At 72.0% G+C, this 24,384-nt stretch carries 21 protein-coding genes; 13 read left to right on the top strand and 8 right to left on the bottom strand.

Going from position 1 to position 24,384, the window contains the following annotated elements; translation table 11 throughout:
* Nucleotides 1-182: 182 nt before the first annotated feature.
* Nucleotides 183-950, top strand: a complete 768-nt coding sequence (locus ACLBXO_RS08260; RefSeq protein WP_447685073.1) for an SDR family NAD(P)-dependent oxidoreductase — start codon at nucleotides 183-185, stop codon at nucleotides 948-950.
* Nucleotides 951-992: 42 nt separating this feature from the next.
* Here ACLBXO_RS08260 and ACLBXO_RS08255 read toward each other — a convergent pair whose 3' ends face one another.
* Entirely contained in the window at nucleotides 993-2,645 is a 1,653-nt protein-coding gene (locus ACLBXO_RS08255; RefSeq protein WP_447685072.1) for an AMP-binding protein, read from the bottom strand.
* A gap of 219 nt (nucleotides 2,646-2,864) precedes the next feature.
* On the opposite strand from ACLBXO_RS08255, the gene ACLBXO_RS08250 reads away from it, so the two are divergent.
* The 4 genes from ACLBXO_RS08250 (at nucleotide 2,865) to ACLBXO_RS08235 (ending at nucleotide 5,596) form a co-directional block, all read left to right on the top strand.
* Entirely contained in the window at nucleotides 2,865-3,404 is a 540-nt protein-coding gene (locus ACLBXO_RS08250) for a phasin family protein (protein ID WP_331313329.1), read from the top strand.
* Nucleotides 3,401-4,339 (top strand): alpha/beta fold hydrolase, encoded by a 939-nt coding sequence (locus tag ACLBXO_RS08245; protein WP_331313328.1) that lies wholly within the window; start codon nucleotides 3,401-3,403, stop codon nucleotides 4,337-4,339. The genes ACLBXO_RS08250 and ACLBXO_RS08245 overlap by 4 nt, the downstream gene beginning before the upstream one ends.
* Nucleotides 4,340-4,736: 397 nt before the next feature.
* A complete protein-coding gene (locus tag ACLBXO_RS08240; RefSeq protein WP_331313327.1) occupies nucleotides 4,737-5,177 on the top strand; it encodes a helix-turn-helix domain-containing protein in 441 nt (146 codons plus the stop codon).
* Between the two features lie 44 nt (nucleotides 5,178-5,221).
* A complete protein-coding gene (locus tag ACLBXO_RS08235; protein WP_331313326.1) occupies nucleotides 5,222-5,596 on the top strand; it encodes a cupin domain-containing protein in 375 nt (124 codons plus the stop codon).
* A 7-nt stretch (nucleotides 5,597-5,603) separates the two neighbouring features.
* Here ACLBXO_RS08235 and rsmD read toward each other — a convergent pair whose 3' ends face one another.
* The 4 genes from rsmD to ACLBXO_RS08215 form a co-directional block, all read right to left on the bottom strand.
* Nucleotides 5,604-6,161: a 16S rRNA (guanine(966)-N(2))-methyltransferase RsmD gene (gene rsmD / locus ACLBXO_RS08230; RefSeq protein WP_331313325.1), complete on the bottom strand. Its 558-nt coding sequence runs from the start codon at nucleotides 6,159-6,161 to the stop codon at nucleotides 5,604-5,606.
* Nucleotides 6,158-7,993: a pseudouridine synthase gene (locus tag ACLBXO_RS08225; RefSeq protein ID WP_447685071.1), complete on the bottom strand. Its 1,836-nt coding sequence runs from the start codon at nucleotides 7,991-7,993 to the stop codon at nucleotides 6,158-6,160. The genes rsmD and ACLBXO_RS08225 overlap by 4 nt, the downstream gene beginning before the upstream one ends.
* A gap of 132 nt (nucleotides 7,994-8,125) precedes the next feature.
* Nucleotides 8,126-8,302: a DUF1328 domain-containing protein gene (locus ACLBXO_RS08220; protein WP_012317097.1), complete on the bottom strand. Its 177-nt coding sequence runs from the start codon at nucleotides 8,300-8,302 to the stop codon at nucleotides 8,126-8,128.
* Between the two features lie 77 nt (nucleotides 8,303-8,379).
* Nucleotides 8,380-8,571: a CsbD family protein gene (locus ACLBXO_RS08215; protein WP_012317098.1), complete on the bottom strand. Its 192-nt coding sequence runs from the start codon at nucleotides 8,569-8,571 to the stop codon at nucleotides 8,380-8,382.
* A 146-nt stretch (nucleotides 8,572-8,717) separates the two neighbouring features.
* Between ACLBXO_RS08215 and ACLBXO_RS08210 the strand changes: the two genes are divergently transcribed.
* Nucleotides 8,718-9,206 carry a nucleoside deaminase gene (locus tag ACLBXO_RS08210; RefSeq protein ID WP_331313324.1) on the top strand — a complete coding sequence of 163 codons (489 nt, stop codon included), beginning with the start codon at nucleotides 8,718-8,720 and terminating at the stop codon, nucleotides 9,204-9,206.
* A gap of 63 nt (nucleotides 9,207-9,269) precedes the next feature.
* Nucleotides 9,270-9,974, top strand: a complete 705-nt coding sequence (locus ACLBXO_RS08205) for an SDR family NAD(P)-dependent oxidoreductase (protein WP_331313323.1) — start codon at nucleotides 9,270-9,272, stop codon at nucleotides 9,972-9,974.
* A gap of 7 nt (nucleotides 9,975-9,981) precedes the next feature.
* On the opposite strand, the gene ACLBXO_RS08200 is transcribed toward ACLBXO_RS08205, so the two are convergent.
* Nucleotides 9,982-11,796: an outer membrane beta-barrel protein gene (locus ACLBXO_RS08200; RefSeq protein WP_331313322.1), complete on the bottom strand. Its 1,815-nt coding sequence runs from the start codon at nucleotides 11,794-11,796 to the stop codon at nucleotides 9,982-9,984.
* Between the two features lie 283 nt (nucleotides 11,797-12,079).
* Between ACLBXO_RS08200 and ACLBXO_RS08195 the strand changes: the two genes are divergently transcribed.
* Together ACLBXO_RS08195 and ACLBXO_RS08190 are read left to right on the top strand one after the other, a co-directional pair.
* On the top strand, nucleotides 12,080-12,580 hold the full coding sequence (locus ACLBXO_RS08195; RefSeq protein ID WP_331313321.1) for a MucR family transcriptional regulator: 501 nt from the start codon (nucleotides 12,080-12,082) through the stop codon (nucleotides 12,578-12,580).
* A 405-nt stretch (nucleotides 12,581-12,985) separates the two neighbouring features.
* Entirely contained in the window at nucleotides 12,986-14,161 is a 1,176-nt protein-coding gene (locus ACLBXO_RS08190) for an MFS transporter (RefSeq protein WP_331313320.1), read from the top strand.
* Between the two features lie 4 nt (nucleotides 14,162-14,165).
* Here the strand turns inward: ACLBXO_RS08190 and ACLBXO_RS08185 are convergent, their stop codons facing one another.
* Entirely contained in the window at nucleotides 14,166-19,010 is a 4,845-nt protein-coding gene (locus ACLBXO_RS08185) for an NAD-glutamate dehydrogenase (protein ID WP_447685070.1), read from the bottom strand.
* A gap of 159 nt (nucleotides 19,011-19,169) precedes the next feature.
* Between ACLBXO_RS08185 and ACLBXO_RS08180 the strand changes: the two genes are divergently transcribed.
* From ACLBXO_RS08180 to ACLBXO_RS08165, 4 genes are all read left to right on the top strand, one after another.
* Nucleotides 19,170-19,586: a MarR family winged helix-turn-helix transcriptional regulator gene (locus ACLBXO_RS08180; RefSeq protein ID WP_331313318.1), complete on the top strand. Its 417-nt coding sequence runs from the start codon at nucleotides 19,170-19,172 to the stop codon at nucleotides 19,584-19,586.
* Between the two features lie 29 nt (nucleotides 19,587-19,615).
* Nucleotides 19,616-20,902 carry an MFS transporter gene (locus ACLBXO_RS08175; RefSeq protein WP_447685069.1) on the top strand — a complete coding sequence of 429 codons (1,287 nt, stop codon included), beginning with the start codon at nucleotides 19,616-19,618 and terminating at the stop codon, nucleotides 20,900-20,902.
* Between the two features lie 192 nt (nucleotides 20,903-21,094).
* Nucleotides 21,095-22,261, top strand: a complete 1,167-nt coding sequence (locus ACLBXO_RS08170; protein ID WP_447685133.1) for a multidrug effflux MFS transporter — start codon at nucleotides 21,095-21,097, stop codon at nucleotides 22,259-22,261.
* 75 nt (nucleotides 22,262-22,336) lie between these two features.
* Complete coding sequence (locus ACLBXO_RS08165; RefSeq protein ID WP_331313316.1) at nucleotides 22,337-22,864, top strand: DoxX family protein; 528 nt, start codon at nucleotides 22,337-22,339, stop codon at nucleotides 22,862-22,864.
* Here the strand turns inward: ACLBXO_RS08165 and ACLBXO_RS08160 are convergent, their stop codons facing one another.
* On the bottom strand, nucleotides 22,865-24,310 hold the full coding sequence (locus ACLBXO_RS08160) for an MFS transporter (RefSeq protein WP_447685068.1): 1,446 nt from the start codon (nucleotides 24,308-24,310) through the stop codon (nucleotides 22,865-22,867).
* Between the last annotated feature and the right edge of the window lie 74 nt (nucleotides 24,311-24,384).

Below are 24,384 nucleotides of genomic sequence, written 5' to 3'. Positions count from 1 at the left end.
CAGGGGCCGCAAGCCGGCTGGCGGAGCCGGCGGAGGCGGTCCACAACGGACGTCGACGCCGCGGCCCGAAGACCGGCGGCGCGTGCAGGGGAGGCGCAGAGCCATGACCGATCCCGTCATCACCGGTCCGTTCCGGGCCGCTCTGCGAAGCGTCGTCCCGGCCGGCGCCGCGGTGCGCTGAGATGGCGGGCCCGTTCGATCTCGCCGGCCGCCACGTCCTCGTCACCGGGGCCTCCAGCGGCCTCGGCCGTCACTTCGCCGCGACCCTGGCCCGCGCCGGCGCGCGCCTTTCGCTCGGGGCCCGCCGGGCCAACGCCCTCGCCGAGACCGTCGCCCGCGTTGCGTCCGCCGGCGGGGAGGCCCACGCCGTCGTCATGGACGTCACCGACGCCGGCAGCGTCGAGCGGGCGCTCGACGCCGCCGAAGCGCGGTTCGGACCGGTGGCGGTGCTGGTGAACAACGCCGGCGTGACGGCGACGAAGCCGGCTCTCGACCTCGCGGAATCCGACTGGGACACGGTGCTCGACACCAATCTCAAGGGCGTGTGGCAGGTCGCTCAGGCGACCGGCCGGCGCATGGTCCGGCACGGTGCGGGCGGCAGCATCGTCAACATCGCGTCGATTCTCGGGTTGCGGGTCACCGGCGGGCTCGCGCCCTACGCCACCTCGAAGGCGGCGGTCGTCCAGCTCACCAAGAGCCTCGCGCTCGAATGGGCACGCTACGGCATCCGGGTGAACGCCCTCGCGCCGGGCTACATCAAGACCGAGCTCAACGACGCCTTCTTCGAGTCCGATGCCGGCCGGGCGCTGATCAAGCGCATCCCGCAGCGCCGGCTGGGCGATGCGGCCGAACTCGACGGGCCGCTCCTGCTCCTGGCCTCGGAGGCCGGCGCCTACATGACCGGCAGCGTCCTGGCGGTCGACGGCGGCCACCTCGTCTCCGGCCTGTAGCGACCCCGCCCCGGACGGGTCCCACCGCGGGACCGGCGGGGGTCAAAGGGCCCGCGCCTGCTCGCGCAGGACGAATTTCTGGATCTTGCCGGTCGAGGTCTTCGGCAGCGGCCCGAAGACCACCGTCCTCGGCACCTTGAACCGCGCCATGTGCTCGCGACAGAACGCGATCACGTCCAGGTCGCTCGGCACCGCCGAACCGGGCTTCACCTCAAGGAACGCGCAGGGGCTCTCGCCCCAGGTCGGGTCCGGCCGCGCCACGACGGCCGCCAGCATCACCGCGGGATGGCGCATCAGAACCTCCTCCACCTCCAGGCTGGAGATGTTCTCGCCGCCCGATATGATGATGTCCTTCGCCCGGTCCTTGATCTCCACCGACCCGTCGGGATGCCAGACCGCGAGGTCGCCGGTCCGGTACCAGCCGCCGGCGAGGGCCTGCTCGGTCGCGTCCGGGTTGCCGAGATAGCCCTTCATCACCGTGTTGCCGCGCAGGCGGATCTCGCCGACCGTCGCGCCGTCCCGCGGCACCGGCGCGTCGGTCGCGGTGTCGGCCACGCTCACCGCTTCCAGCGTCGCCAGGGGCACGCCCTGGCGGGCCATGCGGGCGTAGCGCTCGGCGTCAGAGAGATCGGTCCAGTCCGGCTGCGCCAGGCAGACCGTCGCCGGGCCGTAGCTCTCGGTGGCGCCGTAGAGATGCGTCACCTGGAAGCCCAGCTCCTCCATGGTGCGGATGATCGTCGACGACGGTGCCGCGCCGCCGACCGCGCAGCGCACCCGCTGGGGGAACGGCACCCGGTCCTGGGCCGGCGCGTGCGCGATCATCGAGAGGACGATCGGGGCCCCGCACAGATGCGTCACCCCGTGCTCGGCGATCAGCCGGAAGATCGCCGCCGGCTCGACCTTGCGCAGGCAGACCTGCGTGGCGCAGGCCGCGACGCTCGCCCAGGGGTACGACCAGCCGCTGCAGTGGAACATCGGCAGGGTCCAGAGATACACGCTCTCGCCGGTCAGGCCGAACGTGACGGCGTTGCCGAGCGCCTGGAGATAGCCGCCGCGATGGCTGTAGACGGCGCCCTTGGGGTCGCCGGTCGTTCCCGACGTGTAGAGCAGGCAGAGCGACTGCCACTCGTCCTCCGGGCCGGTCCAGGCGTAGTCCGGATCGCCCTCGGCCAGCAGGGCCTCGTAGGGCAGGGCCCCGTCGATCCCGTTCCCACCGATCGCCACGACGAGGATCGGCTCGGCGAGATCCGCCAGCGCCCGGGCGGCCAGAGCGGCGTACTCGGCCTCGACGAGGAGCGCGCGGGCGCCCCCGTGCCGCAGCGAGAACGCGATCGTCGCCGCGTCGAGGCGGATGTTGAGCGGGTTCAGCACCGCGCCGAGCATCGGCACGGCGAAGTGCGCCTCGATCATCTCCGGGACGTTCGGCGCCAGGATCGCCACGGTGTCGAGCGGCCCGATCCCCCGGGCCCCGAGGCCCGCGGCGAGGCGCCGGCAGCGCGCGTAGAGCTCCGCGTAGGTGAGGCGCCGGTCGCCGTCGATCACGGCGACCCGCCCGCCCGCCGCGGCGGCGGCCCGCGCCAGCAGGCTCACGGGCGTCAGCGGGACGTAGTTGGCCGGCCGGCGCGCGAGCCCGACCTCGAACGGATGCGCGCCCGTCTCACGGCTCGCGGCTCGGGTCGGACGGGTCTCCGTCATCGTGCAGCCTTCTGATCGGGCGGCGGGCGTGGCGTTCGCTCCGCGTGACGATGATTTCGCGGCCGCCGCCCCTGTCAATCGCGGGCACCGGGACAATGTGGGCCGCGCGCGGATTCTGTTACCCGGCCCTGTTGACGGGAGAACGCCCCTGGCGGATGCCCGTATTCCAGCCATGCGCCGTCGGGGCCGCGTGCGACCGGCCCATCCGGGGAGACGATTGTGGGGAACGACAACCTGCCGGCGATCTCCCAGGAGACCGGCCGCGCCGTGGCCGAGAGCGGCGTCGCCCGCGCGCGCGAGGCGTATGAGCGCTTCGCCGAGGCGGGCGAGATGGCGCTCAACGCCTTCGAAGCCTCGATGGCGCAGAGCTTCGAGGGCTGGCGCGCGGTCATGGGCTCCAGCCGCGAGACCGCGCACCAGCTCACCGACAGCAACGTGGCGGGGGTCCGCCGGATGCGCGAGCAGTGGGACGCCGCCGGCGCACGGCTCTACAACGCCTTCGAGGACAACGCCGTCCACGCCATGGCGGCGATGCGCGAGATCGGCCACCGGATGCTCGTCGCCTCCGACACGAATGTCCGCGCCAGCCTCGACTTCGCCGACCGCGTTGCCAAGGCGGCCGACGCCCGCGAGGTCGCGGCGCTGAACATCGCGTTCCTGCAGGAGCAGGCGCGTCGGCTGACCGACCAGATGGTCGACCTCCACCAGACGACCGGCCGTCTCGCCCGTGAGGCCGCCGCGCGCACGGAGACCCCGTGACCGCCGGCACCGTGGCGCCGAGATCCGCACCCGACGTGCCGCCGCGGCTCGACGGTCTGAGCCGCGCCGACGTGCCGTTCCGGACCGGCCATTTCCAGGCCTACGCACCGCACGACTTCCACCGCATCGCCTACGTGGAATGGGGTGAGCCGGATAGCCCGCACGTCGTCGTGTGCGTCCACGGCCTCAGCCGGCAGGGCCGCGATTTCGACGCCCTCGGCTACCGGCTGGCAAAGCTCGGCTACCGGGTGATCTGCCCGGACCTGCCCGGACGCGGCCTCAGCGGGTGGCTGAAGGACCCGGAACTCTACGGCCTGCCGCAATACGCCGCCGACATGGCCGCGCTCATCGCCCATCTCCGGGTTCCCGGAAAGATCGACTGGGTCGGCACCTCTCTCGGCGGCCTGACCGGAATGGTCCTCGCCGCGGCGGCCCGGTCCCCGATTCGCCGGATGGTGATCAACGATATCGGCCCGTTCCTGCCCTGGGCGCCGATCCGCGAGATCGGGTCGCGCCTGCGCGACGCGCCTCGACTCCACCATAACCTCGCCTCGGGCGAGTCGCGTCTCCGCACGGTGCTGGGGGCGTTCGGACCGCTCACCGACGAGCAGTGGCGCCACATCGCCAAGCACAGCTTCTTCCAGGAGCCCAACGGCGGCTGGCGGCCCCACTACGATCCCGGCATCGGCGACGCGTTCCGGCCCGGCCGCGTCTACAGCGTGAGCATGTGGCGCGACTGGGACGCGATCACCTGTCCGGTCCTGCTGCTGCGCGGCGAGCACTCGGAACTTCTCCTCGCCTCGACGGCCGACGAGATGACGCGGCGGGGACCGCCGACGCGGCGCGTCGAGATCCCCGAGTGCGGCCACGCGCCCGCGCTGCTGGACGACGACCAGTTGCGAATCGTCACCGATTGGCTCGGCCCGGCGGCGTGATTCCTCCGCCGTCACGCCGCGGCGAGCACTGAGTCGATCGCTTTCCAACGGACAGGCTTCGCACGCGCCGGCCCCGCGGCGCGACCGCGAGGCAGGCAACCCGATAGCGGCCAAAAGTCTTCAAGAGTGGATCTTTAGCCGATAACGCTCACTTATATTTGATCGAAGCCGGTATTTGAGTTGTTACGTCGGCAGGCATTGGGCGGCTCAGATTGCGGTCTTCTGGACCTTAGATTTCGAAAGCGTAACCATTCGTTGCGCGCGCGGCTGACCTGTGGCACTAACAGATGTCAGGTCTGGATCTTGGCCGCGCGATGTTGCACCTGTCGGTTGTGAGTGGCGCCCCGGATTCGGGCGAGCAAGCCTGCCAACAGCAAGAACATCCGGACTACCAACTATGGCGAACCCAACCCCCAAGCCGAAGCAGACCACAGCGATCGATCACGGGGTCGGCAGCCGCATCGCGTTTCTTCGGGCGGCTAACGGACTGAGTCAGTCCGCGCTGGCCAGCGCGCTGGGCGTCAGCTTCCAGCAGGTCCAGAAATACGAGACCGGCAAGAACCGCGTCGGTGCGGGCCGCCTGCAGGCGATCGCGGAGCGGCTCGGCGTCCCGGTCTCCAGCTTCTTCGAGCCCGAGCCCGAGGCGACGACCGATAGCGGTCCCGCCCTGCTTCGGGTTGCCGGCGCGGTCGAGTTGCTCCGCGCCTACAATCAGATCGCCGATGATCAGATGCGCCGCGACGTGCTCTCCCTCGTGAAGTCCGCGGCACGGATCGGCCAGACCCGGTCGGCGGACGAAGCGGCCCCGCGGGCGGGCGAGGCGTCGCGCAAATCCTGACATCCGGGCCGGCGCGGCGCCGCGCCAGCCCTTCGGGCGGGGTCATGGATACACTTCCGACGCTCGTGACCCACCTGCTCGCCGACCTCCCGGTTCGGGCGGACGACGAGATCGTGTCGGTGCTGGTTTCCGGTCCGGGTCTGCGGGTGGAGCGCATCGTCTCGACCGGTCAGGCGAGCCCGCCGGGCTTCTACTACGACCAGCCGCATTCGGAGTGGGTCGCCGTGCTGACTGGCGCGGCCGACCTGTGCTTCGCCGACGAAGCGGAGGCCCGTCGCCTGATCGCGGGCGACGCCGTGCTGATCGCGCCGCACCGGCGGCACCGGGTGGAGTGGACCGAGTCGCCGACCGTCTGGCTGGCGATCCATTTCGGGCCCGAGGTCGCAGCCGCGCCCTCGTCGCCGATCGATCGCGCCTAGGCGGGGTTCAGGCGGCGTATCGGGCGATCGCCACGGCCGTGTCCCCGTAGACGCGCCGTTCCAGCTCCGAGAAGCCCGCTGGCCAGACGAGTTGCGCGGCCTCGACCTCCTCGACGACGATGAGGGCCCCCGGTGCGAGCCACGCGCCCTCGGCGGCGCTCCTGAGGGCGCGCGGCGCCAAGTCACGCCCGTAGGGCGGATCGCAGAAGACCAGCGAGAATGTGCCCGCCGTGGAAGCCGGACCGAGGCGGGTCGCGTCCCGTCGGAACAGGCGGGTCACGCCTTCGGCACCCAGGGCCTCGATGTTCTCGCGAATCACCGCGCGCGCCTCGGCCCCCTCGTCGACCAGAAGGGCGTAGGTGGCGCCCCGCGAGAGCGCCTCGAAGCCGAGGGCACCCGTACCGGCGAACAGGTCGAGGACGCGGGACCCCGCCACGGCGTCGTCGTAGGCGTGCGCGAGCACGTTGAACAACGATTCACGCAGCCGGTCCGATGTCGGCCGTATGGCATCGGTGCGCGGCGTGGCCAGCCTCCGGCCCCGCCACGCGCCGCCGACGATCCTCATCGCGTCCCGCGCGGCGGCCGACCGCCGCCCGGTTTCGCACCGCCCGGCTTGGCTCCGCCGGGCCGGGCGCCGCCGCGTGGCGCACCGGGACGGCCTCCCGCGCCGCTCCCGCCGCCGGGTCCGCCGCGCGGGCCCTGACCGCTGCCCTTGCCGGCGAAACCGCCGGGCTTGCCTCCGGGCCGGCTTCCGCCGGGACGCGCACCCCCGGTCTTCGGGCCGCCGAACCCGGGCTTGCCTCCACCGGCGGCGGGCTTCTCGCCACGAAATCCCCCCGGACTCCGCGACGCTCCCTCGGCCGGCCCGGCGTCGAACGGACGTTCGCGCCGGCCTCCGGGCTTGCCGCCGCGCTCGTCGAAGCGCCGCTCGTCCCGCGGCGTGTCGCTCCGCGCGTTCTCGCGGCGCGGGCGCTCGTCGCCGCGGCGCTCGCTGCGCGGACCGGCTTGGCGCTCCTGCCGCTCCGGCGCGCCCCGGTCGGCGAAGCGGCGCTTCGGGGTGGCGACGGGGGCGGGCTCCGCCGGCGTGGCGGATAGACGCTCGACGACGACCCGGCGCTCGCCGGCGCGGATCGATCCGACGCGCTCGCGGCCGCGTTCCGCGGCAGCCGCCTGTGCCGCCCGGGGATCCGCACCGCGCCGGGGAACGCGTGTCCCGCGGGGCTTGGCCGCGTCCTCGTCGCGCCACGTGGAATTCCGCGGTCCGGGACCGGTGCCTCCCGTCGACACCCGCGGCGCCGGCGCCGGACGCGCGGCATTGCGCCGGGGCGGCCCCGGCCGCGCGGACTCGGTGTCCCGCTCTGCCGGGCGAGCGCCGCCGAACGGCGCGATCGGCTCGCGAACCGGGCTGTCGAAATCCACGCCGGCCTGCTCGGCGAGATTCTTGCCGAGCTGATCCTTGAGGACGCGGGTCCGCACCTCCTCGACCAGGCCGACCTCCAGGTCGCCGAGCTGGAACGGGCCGAAGGAGAGCCGGATCAGCCGGTTCACCGAGAGCCCCAGATGCTCGAGGATGCGCTTGACCTCGCGGTTCTTGCCCTCGCGCAGGCCGAGCGTCAGCCAGACATTGTCGCCCTGCACGCGGTCGAGGGTCGCCTCGACGGGGCCGTACTCCATGCCGTCGATCGTGACGCCCTTGGACAACTTGTCGAGCTGGGCCTGATCGGTGTCGCCGTGGGCGCGGACCCGGTAGCGGCGCAGCCAGCCCGTGTCGGGGTGCGCGATCACCTTGGCGAGGCCGCCGTCATTGGTGAGCAGCAGCAGCCCCTCGGTGTTGATGTCGAGCCGTCCGACGGCGACGACCCGGGGCAGATCCTCCGGGAGCACGTCGAACACCGTCTGGCGGCCCTCCGGATCCCGGGCAGTCGTGACCACGCCCCGCGGCTTGTGGAAGATCCACAGGCGGCTGCGCTCCCGCGACGGCATCGGCTCGCCATCGATCAGGATCCGGTCGTTCTCGGTGACGTTGCGGGCTGGCGATGTCAGCGTCTCGCCGTTGACGCTCACGCGGCCGGCCAGGATCATCGTCTCGGCGTCGCGCCGCGAGGCGATGCCGGCCCGAGCCATCGCCTTCGCGATGCGCTCGCCTGGCGGCGTCTCGATCAGACCATCGGCGTCGGCGGACGGCGCGGATTCAGGTTCCGGCGCAGGCTCCGCCTGCTGCGGGGGCTGCGGCTTTGCCTTCCGGGCGGGCTTCTTCGCGGTGGACTTCGCGGGCCCGTCGACCTCGGCCTCGGCGCGGCCCGCATCGGTCGGCGGCGCCCAGCTCTCGGTACGCGCTGACTCGGGGGCCGGACGGGCGGTCCCCTCCGGCTGATCGTCGTTCGGCAAGTCGCTCATGCCTGCCGCTTATCAGAGCCGGTTCCGACAGGCGAGACGGGTTGTGCAACGGGGCGGGTCGCCTCAACGCAAAGAGGCGGCCCGTCGGGACCGCCTCAAGAACTCAGGGGCGGGTCGAGCGCCCCGCCCGCGTCAGAGCCGGGGCGAGCGCCCGCGCATCACGCCGAACACGGCGGAGATCAAGAAGAGCGCGATCGCCACGAAGAAGACGATCTTGGCCGCCTCCATCGCCGTGCCGGCGATGCCGCCGAAACCGAGGAGCGCCGCCACGAGAGCGACGACGAGAAACGTGACAGCCCAACCGATCATGGCATCCTCGCGTTATTCAGGTCGGTTCAGTGGTGGAACCCGCGCGCGGCGGGTTCCGTTCCGGTCGCGCTCGACTATCAGAGCTTGTCCGTGGCGGACTTCACCGCGCTCTTGGCATCGCCGACGGTGCCCTGAGCCTTGCCCTTCAGCTCCTGGGCAGCGCCCTCGGCCTTGAGCTTGTCGTTACCGGTCACGTCGCCGATGCCCTGCTTGGCCTTGCCGAGGGCCTCGTTGGCGACGCCCTTGATCTTGTCGGTGGTGCTGCTCATGGCGTTGTCCTCTTGTTCGATCTGCGGCGGCGCCGCACTGGTTCCTGAAACGGTCACGGTCGGCGGAATGTTCCAGGCCTTAACATTGACTTGGATCAGGTGGGCCCGCCGGCCCGTGCCCGCCGCGTCAGTGGGATGAGAACAGCTTGGCTGACGATCCGATCCGTCCAGAGGCCTCGGAATCGTCCGGACCCCTGACTGCGCTCGATCACGCTTTCGCGGCCGCCCGCGCCGCCGCCGCGGCCGGGGAGGTGCCGGTCGGCGCCGCGGTGGTCCGGGACGGGGCCGTCCTGGCGGTCGCGCACAACCGGCCGCGCGGCCTGCACGATCCGACGGCGCATGCGGAGATCCTGGCGATCCGGGCGGCCTGCGCGGCGCTCGGCACCGAGCGCCTCGTCGGCTGCGACCTCTACGTCACCCTGGAGCCGTGCCCGATGTGCGCCGGCGCGATCTCCTTCGCGCGCATCCGCCGGCTCTATTACGGCGCGGCCGATCCGAAGGGGGGCGGGGTCGAGCACGGGCCGCGCGTCTTCGATCACCCGACCTGTCACCACGCGCCGGAGGTCTATGGCGGGTTTCGCGAGCGCGAGGCGGCGGCCCTGCTCCGGGCGTTCTTCGCAGAGCGGCGCGACTGACCCTATGCTCGGCGGGCGGACAAGTTCTCATCGGCCCGCAGGGCGCCAGCAGAGGAGAGCGCGATGATCCCCACCTATTCCAGAGCCCTGATCGTCGGGGCCGGTTCCGGCCTCAGCGCGTCGCTCGCGCGCCTGCTCGCGGCCGATGGCATGATGATCGGCCTCGCCGCGCGGAACGTCGACAAGCTCGCCGCCTTGGCGGCCGAGACGGGCGCGGCGGTCCATGCCTGCGACGCCAGCCAGCCCGCTGAGGTCGAGGCCCTGTTCGCCCGCCTTGAGCCCGCGCTCGGCGGTCCGCCGGACGTCGTCGTCTACAACGCCAGCGGCCGCCTCCGCGGCCCGGTCGCCGACCTCGATCCGGACGCGGTCGCCCAGGCCCTGATGGTGTCGGCCTATGGCGGGTTCCTGGTGGCGCAGGCCGCGGCGCGGCGCATGCTGCCGCACCGCCACGGCGCGATCCTGCTCACCGGCGCCTCGGCGAGCGTGAAGGGCTTCGCCGGATCGGCCCCGTTCGCGATGGGGAAGTTCGCCTTGCGGGGGCTCGGCCAGAGTCTCGCCCGGGAACTCCAGCCCAAGGGTATCCACGTCGCCCACGTCGTGATCGACGGCGCGATCCGCAATCCGGCTCGCGGCGGCGAGCCGCCGGACGCGCCCGACAGCCACCTCGATCCCGACGCCATCGCCCGGGCCTACCGCGACCTCCTGCGTCAGGACCGGAGCGCCTGGACCTCGGAGCTGGAACTGCGTCCCTGGACTGAGCGGTTCTGACCCTGTTTCAGGGATTCACCCGAAGGCCGAGCAGGAAGGTGTTCTCTCGGAAGCTGGAACCGGCGACCGTGCTGTCGAACTTCTGATAGATGTAGGTGCCGCGCAGGGTCAGCCAGCGGGTGAAGTGGTAGTCGAGCCGCGCGGTTGCCGAGAAGCCGTTCTCGCGGATGCTGCTGCTCTGGTAGTCGTTCCGGAGATACGATCCGCCCAGGACGATCGAGAGGTTGCGCAGCAGGTCGTGCTGCACTTCCAGCGTCGCGACCTCGGTGAGCACGCCGCTGGAGCCCGGGATCGTCGTCTCGGTGACGCCGGTCGCGGCGGTGAATCGCACGGTCGTGAGCGGGCTCGCCGCCCAGACCAGGGCCGCGTTGAGCAGCGGCGCGTTGATGTCGCGCAGGCTCGGGTCGACGTAGGTCCGGTGCTGGATGCCGGCAGAGATCTCGCCGGTCAGCGAGCGCGCGAGGCCGATGCTCGTCCCGAGGGCGACCGCGATGCCGTCCGAATCGCGCCGGATGCCGGTCGCATCGAAACGCTGGTCGTAGACGCGCGTGTCGCCGAGCAGGTCGATGAACGGGCTGAAATCCGGGTTGATCTCGTAGGCCGTGCGCAGCTGCAGGCTGTACTGGTTCAGGTTACGGTCGGACTGGTTGATGGTCGTCCCGTCCGACAGGCGCGCATTGTCGAACTCGGAGCGGTCGACGGACCCGCGCAGGGTGACGGACAGGCGGTTGAACGTCTCCGTCGCGCCGAGCGAGCCGCCGTACACGGCCAGGAGCGGCCGCGTCGTGGCGGTGGGGGCCTGGATGTTCGCGCTCGATGTGCGCTGCGTGTCCACCAGGAACCGTCCTTCCGCGTCGATGCGTAGGTCCCGGTCGGCGTCGATGCGCAGGCGGACCACGCCATCGGCCGCGGGCCGGCTCGCCGCCTCGTTCTGCGGCGTCTCGAGGTACGAGCCTCGTAGCGAACCCTGCAGCGAACTGGAGGACCAGTTGCTCCGGAAGTCGACCGTGGCGTCGGTGCGCAGCGCGACCGAGCCCTTGGCGATCTGGCGGGCGGTCTGGTCGGGATTCGAGTCGTAGCCGACGCTCTGCGCGAAGGTCGGGAGCACCGTGAAGGTCCCGATCTGATAGCCGATCGGCGCGAAAGCCGGGTCGGTGGGGATCGCGCGGGCCAGGTCCGTGCCCAGGATGAAGCCCGGGGTCAGGAGGCCGAGGGCCGGCGCGATGGACTGGAACGGGAGGATCGGCCGGATCGGCGTCACGACCTGCGGATTCGGGACGCCGACCACCGCCTGCTGAACGACCGGGGTCAGCCGCAGGGCCGGCGGCGGGATCTGGGTCACGTCCTGGGTCACTCTCCGCGTCGCGGAGCCGATCCGCCGCGGCGGTGCGGCGCGCGTGCGCAGGAGCGTCGACGGCGCGAGGTTGGCCGGCGCCGTCGAGGATCCGCCGGTGCGCCGGCCCCCCGTGGTGACGCGGGTGCTGAGCTGGGACAGGCCGGCCTGACCGGGGATCAGTGCCGGCGCGGGGGGCGAGAGCGGCGACCGCAGGCTGTCGCCGCCGGTCTGCTCGCCGCCGGCCGCGTCGCCGCCCAGCGCGCCGCGATTCTGGTCGCGGCTCAGGCCGTCCGGGAGGCTGCGCTTCAGCGCGGGCAGGCCGTTCGGGGCCGTGTCCTGGCCGATGCCGGGATTGTCGGGCTGGCCGGTGACGGGACTGGTCGCATCGAACCGCTGGGCCGCCGCGGGCGCTGCGAGCGCGATGCCGAGCGCCGCGGCGGCGAGCCGCGTCCTCTGCCGTTCCCACCGGTCAGCCGCCGTCCGCACCTGATCCCGGTCTCCGCCAAAGTCCCCGGCCCCTCAGCGCGGAGATCACAGGCCACACCGTCCCAGAGTGGGTCGCCGGCATGGTTAACGAACCCTAGCGGCGGCGTGGTTAATGCAGCGTCAACGGCGGAGCGGCGGCGGGATCGGACGCGACGGATTGAGATCACCTGTCGATCACGAATACGTTTGAGATGATGCGTATAATATGCTACACACCTTCAGACTTCGATCGCATCCGAGAGGGATAGATCGGCCCAAATAACTGTAACCTCCGAGGTTTGCCGTGAGTGAGAACGCAGGCAGCGAGCAGAATCCGGCGATCGGGCTGGCGGTTGATATCGTGGCGGCTTACGTGTCGAACAACTCCGTTCCGGTGTCCGAGCTTCCCGGGTTGATCGGCGGTATTCACGCGGCCCTGAACGGTCTGACAACTCAAGGTCGCGCCACGAACTCGACCGTCGAGAAGCTAACTCCGTCGCAGATCCGTAAGTCGGTCACGACTGATCATATTGTCAGCTTTGAGGACGGGAAGCCGTACAAGACGCTCCGGCGGCACCTGACGCTGCGCGGCCTGACGCCGGAGGCCTACCGCGAGAAGTGGGGCTTGCCGCGGGACTACCCGATGACGGCTGCGAGCTACTCGGCGCAGCGATCGGAGCTGGCCCGGGCCCTCGGGCTCGGTCAGCAGCGCCGGAAGACCCGCGGCGGAGCGGCCGCCGCGGCCGAGGCGCCGCCCGCGCCGGTCGCCAAATCGCGCGGCCGGAAGAAGGTGCCGGCGGAGTAAGCGCGGCGACCGGATAGAGCCGTCGGTGTCCGACTCCCGCGGCGTCGCCCGCGATGCGAGCGGCTCCGCGAGCGTGCCTCCGTGGCGGATCGCGGCGGTCTGCCGGCGTCCGACCGGACCCTGACTCCGCGGTGGCGGGCGCTCGAACGGCCAAGCCTAGACCCTTCCGGCTCGGGCAGGACATGGTCGGCGCGCCGCGATTCGACCGCGCGTGTCGGTGGCGGCCGGACTTGAGGTTGCTCGGCCAAGCGTCGCCGGCGGCGGAGGCGACGATCGCCGGCTGAGCCGCGTCTCCCCCCTGCGCGCCGCGCAACTGTGCGCCGCGCCTCCGACGCTATCCAACGGCGACCGCGCTGCGATGCTGCTCTGCACCATCGGATCCCGCCCGCGCCGAAGGACGTCCCCGTGCCGCCCCTGCCGATCCTCGCCCTCGCCGTCGCCTCTTTCGGAATCGGCACCACGGAATTCGTCATCATGGGCCTGCTGCCGGAGGTGGCGCAGAGCTTCGGCGTCACCATTCCGCAAGCCGGCTACCTGGTTTCCGGCTACGCCATGGGCGTGGTCGTCGGGGCGCCGATCGTGGCGATTGCCACCGCCGGCCTGCCGCGCAAGACGGCCCTCCTCGCGCTGATGGCCGTGTTCCTCGCGGGCAATCTCGGTTGCGCGCTGGCGCCGAGCTACGGCCTGCTGATGGCCGCGCGGATCCTGACGGCCTTCGCCCACGGCGCGTTCTTCGGGATCGGCGCCGTGGTGGCACGGGATCTCGTGCCGCGGGAGAAGCGGACGCAGGCGGTCTCGCTGATGTTCGCGGGCCTCACCCTCGCCAACGTGCTCGGCGTACCGCTCGGCACCGCCCTCGGGCAGGAGGCGGGCTGGCGCGCCACCTTCTGGGCGGTGGTCGCGATCGGGCTCGTGGCGGGCCTCGCGATCCAGGTCTGCGTGCCGGACGGCCTGCCCGGGACGCGCGGCCGGCTCGTCAGCGAGTTCCGCGCGCTCGGGCGCTGGCCGGTGCTGCGGCCGATGCTGATCTCGACCCTGTCCTCGGTGAGCTTCTTCACGGTGTTCACCTACATCACGCCGTTCCTGACCGGCGTGACCGGTTTCACGTCGCAGGGCGTGACCGGCGTGCTGTTCGCCGCCGGCACGGGGCTGACCGTCGGCAATCTCCTGGGCGGGCATCTGGCCGACCGGGGCCCGATGGCGACCATCATCGGCAGCTTCCTGGGCATCGTCGCGGCCCTGCTGGCGCTGGCCGCGGTCGCGCACCATCCGGCGCTGACCGTCGCGGTGGTGGTGCTCTGGTCGGGGCTGGTCTTCGCCCTGGTGTCGCCCCTGCAGATCTGGGTCGTGGAGGCGGCCAGCGACGCGCCGAACCTCGCCTCGACGCTGAACCAGGGCGCGTTCAACCTCGGCAACGCCACCGGCGCCTGGATCGGCGGCACGGCGCTGACGCTCGGAGCCGGCTACGGCCAGCTGCCGCTGATCGCCGCGGCGGTGTCGCTCGTCGGGCTCGGGCTTGTGCTCACGGCGGTCAGTCGCGGGCGCCAGGGCGTCGCCCGGGCCTCGGCGCCGGGGGCCTGATCGCTCAGTCGGCCCGGACGAGGTCGCCGAGCAGGCTCGCCGCGACCGTCGCCTTGGAGACCGTGAGGCCGGACGCGCTGATCGCGTCCACGGCCTCGCGGATCCGGGCGAGCGACGCGCCGCGCGCCCGGATCCAGGCCTCCACCGCCTCCGGCCCGGCGCCGAGATCCGCCACCACCTCGGCCGTCAGCTTCCGGTGCGCGGCGGCGATGCCGGCGCCCGCGCGCTCCAACGCGACGCGGTCGAACGTGTCGGCCACCGGGACAGTCCGCGCCGCGGCGGCGAGGTCGTCCAGGCGGAAGGCGTGTTCCAGGGCGAAATGCGTCGCCGCGACTTCCTCGACCGGCCGGCCGCTGGCCTCGGCGACCCGGACGATGTCGGGTCCCGAGATCAGCGCCCTGAGCGAGGCGAGGCGCCGCGCCTGGGCCGGGGCCATGCCGTGCCCGGTCAACTCCGTCTCGCGAGCGCCGATCGCGTCCAGCGCCTCGGCGCCGAGCACCTTGGGCAGGGCCGCCTCCACGGCGGCGATGCCGTCCCGGTAGCGGGCGACCACAGGGGCGAGGCCGCCGCTGAGGTCGAGGTTGCGGATGAACCACACGATCCGGTTCGTCAGCAGATCCTGCACCTCCGCGTAGAGGTCGAGCTGGCCCTGCCCGGGAATCCGACCGGCGAGGCCGTCGATGGCGAGGTTCAGTTCCATCAGGCCGAAGGCGTCGCGGGTCACCGCGTACGCCTTGGCGATGGTCGCGGCGTCCGCCCCGGTGCCGTCGACGAGGCGCGTCACCAGAGATGGGCCGCCCCGATTGACGATGATGTTGGCGAGCGCCGTGGCGATGATCTCGCGGCGCAGGCGGTGACCCTTGACGGCGTCCGGGAAGCGTTCCCGCAGGGCCTTCGGGAAGTAGCGCTGCAACTCCCGATCGAAATACGGGTCGTTCGGCACGGCGCTCTCCAGGATCGCGTCGTGCAGCGACAGCTTCGCGTAGGCGAGCAGCACGGCGTATTCCGGCCGGGTCAGCCCCTCGTTCCGCCGCATGCGCTCGGCGAGCGTGCCGTCGTCCGGGAGGAATTCCACCGTCCGGTCGAGCCGGCCCTCCGCCTCCAGGGCCTGCATCGTCCGCATGGCGAAGCCGGTCTCGCCCAGCCCGCCGCGCTGGGCGAGAGACAGGGCGAGCGTCTGCAACTCGTTGTTGCGCAGCACGAGGCGTCCGACCTCGTCGGTCATGTCGGCGAGCAGGGCGTTGCGCGCCTCGTAGCTGAGCCTGCCGTCCCGCTCCGGGGTCATGAGGGCGATCTTGATGTTCACCTCCACGTCCGACGTGTTCACGCCGGCCGAGTTGTCGATGGCGTCGGTGTTGAGCCGGACGCCCGCGCGGGCCGCCTCGATGCGGCCGCGCTGCGTCAGCCCGAGATTGGCGCCCTCGCCGACCACCTTGGCGCGCAGCTCCGGCCCGGTGATGCGCAGGGCGTCGTTGGCGCGGTCGCCGGCATCCTCGTCGGTCTCGGTGGTGGCCCGGACATAGGTGCCGATGCCGCCGAACCAGAGCAGGTCGGCAGGCGCCTTCAGGATCGCCTGCATCAGCTCGGTCGGTGTCGCCTCGGACCGGTCGAAGCCCAGCGCGGACCGGATCGCCGCCGAGAGCGGCACGGTCTTCAGGCTGCGCGAGAACACGCCGCCGCCCTCCGAGATCAGGCCCGTATCGTAATCCGCCCAGGAGGACCGCCCCAGATCGAACAGCCGCCGCCGCTCGGCGAAGCTCGCCGCGGCGTCCGGGTTCGGGTCGAGGAAGATGTCCCGGTGGTCGAAGGCTGCGATCAGGCGGATGCTCTCGGAGAGCAGCATGCCGTTGCCGAACACGTCGCCCGACATGTCGCCGACGCCGACCGTGGTGATCGGGTCGGTCTGCACGTCCACGTCGATCTCGCGGAAATGCCTGCGCACCGCCTCCCAGGCGCCGCGGGCGGTGATGCCCATGCCCTTGTGGTCGTAGCCCTGGCTGCCGCCGGACGCGAAGGCGTCGCCCAGCCAGTGACCCTTCTCGAGCGACAGGGCGTTGGCGATGTCCGAGAAGGTGGCCGTGCCCTTGTCGGCCGCGACCACCAGATAGGCGTCGTCGGGGTCGTGCCGGACCGTGTCGGGCGGCGGCACGACGGCGTTGTCGACGATGTTGTCGGTGAGTTCGAGGAGCGTGCGGATGAAGATCCGGTAGCTCTCGGTCCCCTCCTGCATCCAGGCGGCGCGGTCGGAGGCCGGCGGCAGCCGCTTCGGGAAGAAGCCGCCCTTGGCGCCCACCGGCACGATCACGGCGTTCTTGACCTGCTGGGCCTTCACGAGGCCCAGGATCTCGGTGCGGAAATCCTCTGGCCGGTCGGACCAGCGCAGGCCGCCGCGTGCCACGTAGCCGAAGCGGAGGTGCACGCCCTCGACGCGGGGCGAGTAGACGAACATCTCGAAGAACGGTCGCGGCAGCGGCATCGCCGTCACCTTCGCGCAGGCGAACTTGAAGCTGATCGTCTCCCGCGGCTGCCCGTCGGCGCCGGTCTGGTAGAAGTTCGTCCGCACCGCCGCCTCGACGAGGTTGACGAACCGGCGCAGGATCCGGTCGTCGTCGAGGCTCGTGACCTCGGCGAGGGCGGTCTCGATGCCGGCGCGCACCTCTGCCTCCCGGGCGGTCCGATCGCCGGCGAGGGCCGGATCGAACCGGGCGCGGAACAGCGCCACGATCGCGCGCGCGATCCCGGCGTGGCGGCTCAGCGTGCCCGCGAGGTAATCCTGCCCGTAGCGGATGCGCAGCTGGCGCAGGTAGCGGCCCAGGGCCCGGAGCAGGGCCGCCTCCCGCCAGGGCAGGGCGGCCTCCAGGACGAGCCGGTTGTAGCCGTCGGACTCGGCGATGCCGTCCGCGATGGCGAGCATCGCGGCCTCGAGCGGGCGCTCCAGCGCCGCGAGGTCGATCGGGGCGCCGGTGGCGCGCTCGATCAGCATGTCATGCAGCCAGACCCGCGCGGCCTCGTCCGCCCCGGCCGGCGCGATCTGGTACGTGCGCTCGTTGATGACCCGGAAGCCGAGATTCTCGAGCGCCGGGACCCGGTCGGACAGCGCGATCGCGGTGCCGCGCGAGAACGCCTTCAGGCGGACCTGCGCGGCGGGGTCGCTGGCTCGCCTGTCGAGATGCACGGCGCGCGGCTGCGTCTCGCCGAGGCTGTCGAGGATCGTCACGTCCGCGACGGCGGCCTCCGGCTGGAAATTGTCCCGGTAGGCGGCCGAGAACGCGTCGCCGTAGCGGGCGGCCAGCTGCCGCGCGCGATCGCCGCCCTGCGACTCGGCCAGCGCCGCCCGCAGCGCGTCGCCCCAGGTGCGGACCAGGGCGACGATCCCGGCCTCGAGGGAGGCCGGGTCGTGCTCGGGGCTCCCCTGATCGGGCAGGCCGATGATGTAGTGGATGCGGGCCAGCGAGCCTTCCGGATAGTCGGGGTAGGCCGCGCTGAGTCGCCCGCCGTAGGACTCGGCCAGATAGCTGCCGATCCGGCCGCGAACCGCGGAATCGTAGCGGTCCTTCGGGACGTAGACGAGCAGCGACACGAAGCGGCCGAACCGGTCGGGGCGGGACAGCACGCGGACCCGCGGCCGGTCGGCCAGCGCGGCGATCGCCAGGGTGAACCGGTAGAGGCGCTCGCCGTCGATCTGGAAGAGCTCGTCGCGCGGGTAGCTCTCCAGCACGGCGAGGAGGCTCCGGCCGGCGTGGCTGGTCGGGTCCAGGCCGGCGCGCTGGACGACGGCCTGGACCTTCCGGCGCAGGACCGGAACCTCGCGGGCCGGGCTCGTATAGGCGGAGGCGGTGAACAGGCCGACGATCCGCACCTCGCCCGACAGCTTGCCGAGGCCGGAGAACAGCTTGACGCCGACGTAGTCCAGGTAGGCCGACCGGTGGACCCGCGACTTCACGCTGGCCTTGGTGATGATCAGCGGCTGCGGCTCTTCCAGGAAGGCGAGGATCTCCGGCGTGTAGTCCACCGGTGTCCGGCCCCGGCGCAGGGGCGTGGCGCCCGGGTCGCGGAGGACGCCGAGGCTCGACCCCTCGACCAGCGGGTGGGCCTCGCCGGCGATGCCGTGCTCCTGCATGCCCAGGACCAGGAACTGGCCGTCCGTCAGCCATTCGAGGAAGGCGCGCGCCTCCTCGGTCTCCGATTCCGGCATCGGGGTCGGCCCCCGGCCCAGATTGTTGGCGAGGTCGGTCAGGCGCGCCAGCATCGCGTCGTGGTCGTCGCTCGCGAGGGCGACGTCGCGGTAGACGGTCGCGAGGGCATTCAGGAGCCGCTCGCCGGTCTCGGCCGCCAGGCGGTCGAGATGGATGTGGATGAAGCTCTCGCGCGCGAGGCTCCCCTGCGCGTCCGCGGTCGTCTCCCCGACCACCCGGATGAGCCCGCCCGCGCCGTCCCGCTCCACCCCGAGGATCGGGTGCGCGACGAGGAGCGGCGCGAGACCCTGCTCGGTCAGCTCGGCCAGGGTCGAGTCGAGCAGGAATGCCCGGTTGTCGTTGATGACTTCCAGGACGGTCGTCTCCCGCGGGCGGCCGTCCCGGATCAGGTCACCGTCGCTGAGACGCGTCCGCGCCGGGTCGCCCGGCCTGCGCGGCTCGGACAGGAAGGCGCGGGCGCGGGCGGCGAGGTCCGCCAGGACCGAGGCATCGTAGGGCGCGAGATCCTCCGGTGTCACGCGGCCGAACAGGTCACGGACGAAGCCGCCCGGTCCGCCCTGCTCGGTGACGATGTCGGCGGCCGCCTCTATCAGCCCGGTGCGGGCCGTCTTCTGCTCCGAGGAGGACAACGCCGTCGCGGTCTCGAGTGTCATCGCGCTTCTCCCGAACCGGGTCACTCGCCCAAGCGATAGCAGCGTGACCGGCCGTGTCGATGACAGCGCCCGCCCGTTTCCGGGCCAACGGGTGTCGATCGCCGCGAACCGTCAGCTCCGGCTTGCCGGGCGCGCGATACGTGCATATACACCTATGGCATGAGCACCCCGTCGCCCGAGCCGTGCACCTGCTCCGCGCTGCGTCGCGCCACGCGGGCGCTGACGGCGAGCTACGACGCCGCCCTGAAGCCGACCGGGCTCCGCGTGACGCAGTTCGCGATCCTGCGCCATCTGGACCGTCTCGGGCCGGTCCCGGTCTCGCGCCTCGCCGCCGAGGCGGCGCTGGAGCGGACCACGATGGGCCGCAACCTCGACCCGCTCAAGCGCCGCGGCCTCGTTGCGGTCACGCCCGGCACGGCGGATCCGCGCGAGCGCCGCGTCTCCCTGACCGCGTCGGGCCGCGAGGCCCTCGCGGCCGCGACGCCCTACTGGCGCGAGGCGCAGAGCCGCATCAACGCCCGGGTCGATCCCGCGACCGTCTCCGCGGTCGCGGAGGCCCTGATCTCCGCCGCCTGACCGATTCGCCCCGCTTCCGGAGCCCGTCCATGACCGCCCTGACCGAGACGCGCCCCGGGTCGCGCCTGCACTACGCCTGGATCGTCGTCGCGGTGACCTTCCTGGTCCTGCTCGTCGGGGCCGGGGTCCGCGCCACGCCGAGCGTGCTGATCGTCCCCTGGGAGCGGGAATTCGGCTGGACCGCGGCCACGATCGGCGTCGGCATCGCGCTCAACATCTTCCTGTACGGGATGATCGGCCCGTTCGCGGTGGCGATCATCGAGCGGTTCGGCCTGCGGCGCTCGGTCTGCGGCGCGCTGCTGATCCTGGCGATCGGCACCGCCGCCACGAGCCTGATGACCGCGCCCTGGCAGATGGTCCTGCTCTGGGGTCTCGTCGTCGGATCGGGATCCGGCATGGTGGCCAACGTGCTGGGCGCCACCGTGGCCGGGCGCTGGTTCGCCAAGCGCCGGGGCCTCGTGCTCGGCCTGCTGACCGCGAGCAGCGCCACGGGACAGCTGGTCTTCCTGCCGATGCTGGCCTCGATCGCGGTGGGGCAGGGCTGGCGCTCCGTCTCGCTGGTGGTCGCCGTCGCGACCCTGGCGCTGATCCCGCTGGCCGCCCTGTTCCTGCGCGACCGGCCGGCCGATCTCGGTCTGCCCCGCTACGGCGAGGACGCGATGACGCCGGCGCCGGTGCTGACCGAGAACCCGGCGGTGCGGGCGCTCCGGGGCCTGCGTATCGGCCTGCGCTCCCGGGACTTCTGGCTGCTCGCCGGCACGTTCTTCATCTGTGGCGCCTCGACCAACGGGCTGATCGGCACCCACCTGATCCCGGCCTGCATCGATCACGGCATCGCCGAGGTCACGGCCGCTGGCCTGCTGGCGCTGATGGGGATCTGCGACCTGATCGGCACCACGGCGTCCGGCTGGCTGACGGACCGGTTCGACTCGCGCAAGCTGCTGGCATGGTACTACGGCCTGCGCGGCCTGTCGCTGATCTTCCTGCCCTATTCCTTCGACTACAGCTTCTACGGCCTGTCGCTCTTCGCGGTCTTCTACGGGCTCGACTGGATCGCCACCGTGCCGCCCACCGTCCAGCTCGCGGGCAAATCCTTCGGGGAGGAGAACGCCGCGCTGATGTTCGGGTGGATCGCGGCCGCCCACCAGATCGGCGCGGCGTCCGCGGCGTGGCTCGCCGGCATGGTCCGGACCGAGAGCGGCACCTATCTCGGCGCCTTCGTATCGGCCGGGCTGCTCTGCCTCGTCGCCGCCCTGATGGCCGCCTTCGTCGGGCGCAAGCCGAGCGAGCCGGTCCTGCGCCCGCTACCGGCCTGAATTGCGCGGCGCGGGCGGGGTTGTCACAACTGCGCCGCGAAGGACGAGCCCTGATCGGCGCGTATCGGAGCATCCCGAGAGACCGCCGTGACCATCGCGATTCGGCCCGTGCCGCCGGTCCAGGACGTCCGCGCCCCGCGGCCCTGGTCGGGGCCGGGCTTCACCGAGTTCGTCGCCATCATCGCGCTGATGATGGCGGTGACGGCGATCTCCATCGACAACCTGCTACCGGCCTTCCCCGCCATCGAGGCGCGGTTCGCCGTGGCCGATCCCAACCGGCTGCAGCTCCTCGTCTACGTCTACATGATCGGCTTCGGCTTCGCGCAGATCGTCTACGGGCCGGTCTCCGACGCGATCGGACGCCGCCCGGTGCTGCTGGCGAGCCTCGCCGTCTACGTGGTCGGCTGCGGGCTGGCCATGGTGGCCCCGAGCTTCGGCTGGCTGCTCGCCGCGCGGATCATCCAGGGCATCGGCGCCGCCGGGGGGCGGGTGCTGTCCGTGGCGATCGTGCGCGACCGGTTCGCCGGGCGCGAGATGGCGAGTGTGATGTCGCTCACCATGATGGTGTTCCTGATCGTCCCCATGATCGCGCCGGCGATCGGCGGCATGATGCTGGCGCTCGGCTCCTGGGTCTACGTCTTCGTCTCGATGCTGGTCCTCGCCTTCTGGCTGACGCTCTGGTTCTCCCTGCGGATGCCCGAGACGCTGCACCCGGAATACCGCCGGCCGCTCTCGCCGGCCGCGACCTGGGAGGCGATCCGCCTGACGCTGAGGACCCGCGTCGCCGTCGGCTACGCCACCGCGCTCGGGCTGATGACCGGCTGCATCATGGGCTACGTCGGCTCGGCCCAGCAGGTCTTCGACACGGGCCTGTACCACCTCGGCCCGCTCTTCCCGCTGGCCTTCGGGCTCGTGGCCGGCGCCATGGGCGCGGCGACGCTGATCAACGCCCGGGTGGTCCGGCGGCTCGGGATGCGGGCGATGTCGCACAGCGGCGTCATCGCCTTCACGCTCGTCGGCCTCGCGCAGGTCGGCGTCGGGCTGGCCTATCACGGCCACCCGCCGCTGGCGCTGTTCCTGTCGATCCTCGCGGTGAACCAGTTCCTGATCAGCTTCGCGATGCCGAACTTCAACGCCCTCGCGCTGGAGCCCCTCGGGGCCATCGCCGGCACGGCCTCGTCATTCCTGGGCTTCTACACCACGATCCTGGGCGCGTTCTGCGGCTTCCTGATCGGTCAGTCCTTCGATGGCACGGTGCTCCCGGTGGCGATCGGCTACGCGGGCCTCGGCGCCCTGGCGCTCCTCGTCGTCGCCTGGACCGAGCGCGGCCGGCTGTTCCGCGGCGGCGTCGGCGGTTGAGGCGGCGTCCTTAACGGGGTCTTCAGCGGAAAGTTGCAATACTGAAGTCCTGATCCCCGCCGACCGGACACGCCCATGCTCGCCCGCGCCCAGGACGGAACCCTCCTCGTCGCGCGCCTGCTGCTGGCCGCTGCGCTTCTGCCGACCGGGATCGCCCGAGCGCTCAACGTGTCGGGCTTCGCGCTGACGCTCGCAGGGGCCGGGATGCCGTTTCCCAACGGCGTCGCCACCGCCGCCGTCGTGGTGCAGGTCTTCGGACCGCTCGCCCTGATCCTCGGCGTCCTGCCCGGCCTCACCGGGCTGGCGCTCGCGCTCTTCGCCGGCGTGACGGCCTTCGTGCTCCATCCGTTCTGGTACTATGTGGGGCCCGCCGCGGTGGCCGAGCGCACGCTGATGCTGGCCGATCTCGGCCTCGCCGGCGGATTCCTCATGTACGCCCTGAGCGGTCCGGGCGCGCTCAGCTGGCAGGGCTGGCGCGCCGGCCCGCGCGCCACGGTGCCGAGCGCGAAGCCCGCCGCAGCGAAGGCCTCCGGAAAGGGCAGCGCGTCGCGGAGCGCCGGCAAGCGCGCCGCCGGCCGTGCGCCCGCCCGGGCCGCGGCCTGATCATCCGTGCCGCGGCCGCATCTCGGCGGTCGAGGACGCCGCGCCGGTTATCCTTCGCCCGGAGATCTCCGCGCCGGCATCCGGCGACAGGTTGCGGAAGGCCAGCGCCGAAACCGCCGAGATGACGGCGACGGCGAAGAAGGCCGGCCCGAAATCGCCCGCCTGGATCTCCGTCCGGCCGTGGAACCCGGCGGTCCCCTCGAGCGCCAGCGCGCCCAGCGTGACGCCGAGGCTGAGCGAGAGCTGCTGGCAGACGCTGGCGAAGCTCGTGGCCGCGCTCATCTCCTTCGATTCCAGGTCGGCGTACGCGATGGCGTTGACGCATGTGAACTGGATCGAGCGCGAGCAGCCGCCGACGAACAGCAGGATCACCATGATCCAGTGCGGCGTCTGCGCCGTGTAGAACCCGTTCACCGCCAGGAAGGCGGAGGCGATGACGGCGTTCCAGACCATCAGGGCGCGGAAGCCCGTGCGGCGCAGGATGCGCGGACCCAGGGTCTTCACGAACATCGCGCCGGCCGCCGCCGCGAAGGTGATGAGGCCGGATTGCAGCGCGTCGAGCCCGAATCCGACCTGCAGCATCAACGGCAGCAGGAAGGGGATCGCCCCGGTGCCGATCCGGAACAGGCTGCCGCCGAGCACGGCGACCCGGAAGGTCGGCCGCTGCATCAGGTCGAGCCGGACGATCGGGTAGGCCACCCGGCGGGCATGCGCCCCGTAGAGCGGCAGGAGAACCGCGCCCGCGGCGAGGCAGCCCCACGAGACGGCCGCCGGCAGCAGGTGCCGGCCGAGGGAGGCGAGGCCGAGCATCAGGGCGGCGAGGCCGGTCCCGAGAAGCACGAAGCCGAGCAGGTCGAGGGGCGGGCGCTCCGGCTCGCGCACATCCTCGAAGTACAGGCTCGCCAGCACGATGCCGGCGCAGCCGATCGGCAGGTTGATGAAGAAGATCCAGCGCCAGTCGAACCACGTGGTGATCAGGCCTCCGACCGGCGGACCCAGCACCGGGCCGACGAGCGCCGGGAAGGTCAGGTAGGCGAGCGCCGTGACGAGCTGCGATTTCGGCACGCTGCGCAGGACCACGAGCCGACCGACCGGCACCATCATGGCGCCGCCCATGCCCTGGAGGAACCGCGCGGCGACGAACCACGCGAGGCCGTTCGCGGCCGCGCAGGCGAGCGAGCCCGCCATGAACACCACGAGGGCCGCGCGGAACACCGTCCGCGACCCGTACCGGTCCGCCATCCAGCCGCTCACCGGGATGAAGATCGCGAGGCTCACCAGATAGGAGGTGAGCGCGAGCTTGAGGGCGATCGGGTCCTCGTGGAGGCTCGCCGCGATGCTGGGCAGCGCCGTGGCGATCACCGTGGAATCGGTGTTCTCCATGAACAGCGCGGTGGCGACCGTCAGGGGGACGATCCAGATCGGTCTTTGAGCGGTCGCGGGCATCACACAGCAGACGCATGTCGCGCCGCCGCGGTTGCACGGCAGCGCGGCCACCTCGCACCCTCGTGTTTCGCGAA

It is taken from the genome of Methylobacterium sp. C33D, assembly GCF_053345825.1.
Note: the sequence above shows the minus strand (reverse complement) of the source record. Positions and strands in the feature narration are given on the sequence as shown.

Excerpts from the sequence above, each read along its gene's own strand:
- ACLBXO_RS08260 (WP_447685073.1), top strand. The coding sequence starts at position 183 with ATGGCGGGCCCGTTCGATCTCGCCGGCCGCCACGTCCTCGTCACCGGG.
- ACLBXO_RS08255 (WP_447685072.1), bottom strand. The coding sequence starts at position 2,645 with ATGACGGAGACCCGTCCGACCCGAGCCGCGAGCCGTGAGACGGGCGCG.
- ACLBXO_RS08240 (WP_331313327.1), top strand. The coding sequence starts at position 4,737 with ATGGCGAACCCAACCCCCAAGCCGAAGCAGACCACAGCGATCGATCAC.
- ACLBXO_RS08235 (WP_331313326.1), top strand. The coding sequence starts at position 5,222 with ATGGATACACTTCCGACGCTCGTGACCCACCTGCTCGCCGACCTCCCG.
- rsmD (WP_331313325.1), bottom strand. The coding sequence starts at position 6,161 with ATGAGGATCGTCGGCGGCGCGTGGCGGGGCCGGAGGCTGGCCACGCCG.
- ACLBXO_RS08225 (WP_447685071.1), bottom strand. The coding sequence starts at position 7,993 with ATGAGCGACTTGCCGAACGACGATCAGCCGGAGGGGACCGCCCGTCCG.
- ACLBXO_RS08220 (WP_012317097.1), bottom strand. The coding sequence starts at position 8,302 with ATGATCGGTTGGGCTGTCACGTTTCTCGTCGTCGCTCTCGTGGCGGCG.
- ACLBXO_RS08215 (WP_012317098.1), bottom strand. The coding sequence starts at position 8,571 with ATGAGCAGCACCACCGACAAGATCAAGGGCGTCGCCAACGAGGCCCTC.
- ACLBXO_RS08205 (WP_331313323.1), top strand. The coding sequence starts at position 9,270 with ATGATCCCCACCTATTCCAGAGCCCTGATCGTCGGGGCCGGTTCCGGC.
- ACLBXO_RS08185 (WP_447685070.1), bottom strand. The coding sequence starts at position 19,010 with ATGACACTCGAGACCGCGACGGCGTTGTCCTCCTCGGAGCAGAAGACG.
- ACLBXO_RS08180 (WP_331313318.1), top strand. The coding sequence starts at position 19,170 with ATGAGCACCCCGTCGCCCGAGCCGTGCACCTGCTCCGCGCTGCGTCGC.
- ACLBXO_RS08175 (WP_447685069.1), top strand. The coding sequence starts at position 19,616 with ATGACCGCCCTGACCGAGACGCGCCCCGGGTCGCGCCTGCACTACGCC.
- ACLBXO_RS08170 (WP_447685133.1), top strand. The coding sequence starts at position 21,095 with ATGGCGGTGACGGCGATCTCCATCGACAACCTGCTACCGGCCTTCCCC.
- ACLBXO_RS08165 (WP_331313316.1), top strand. The coding sequence starts at position 22,337 with ATGCTCGCCCGCGCCCAGGACGGAACCCTCCTCGTCGCGCGCCTGCTG.
- ACLBXO_RS08160 (WP_447685068.1), bottom strand. The coding sequence starts at position 24,310 with ATGCCCGCGACCGCTCAAAGACCGATCTGGATCGTCCCCCTGACGGTC.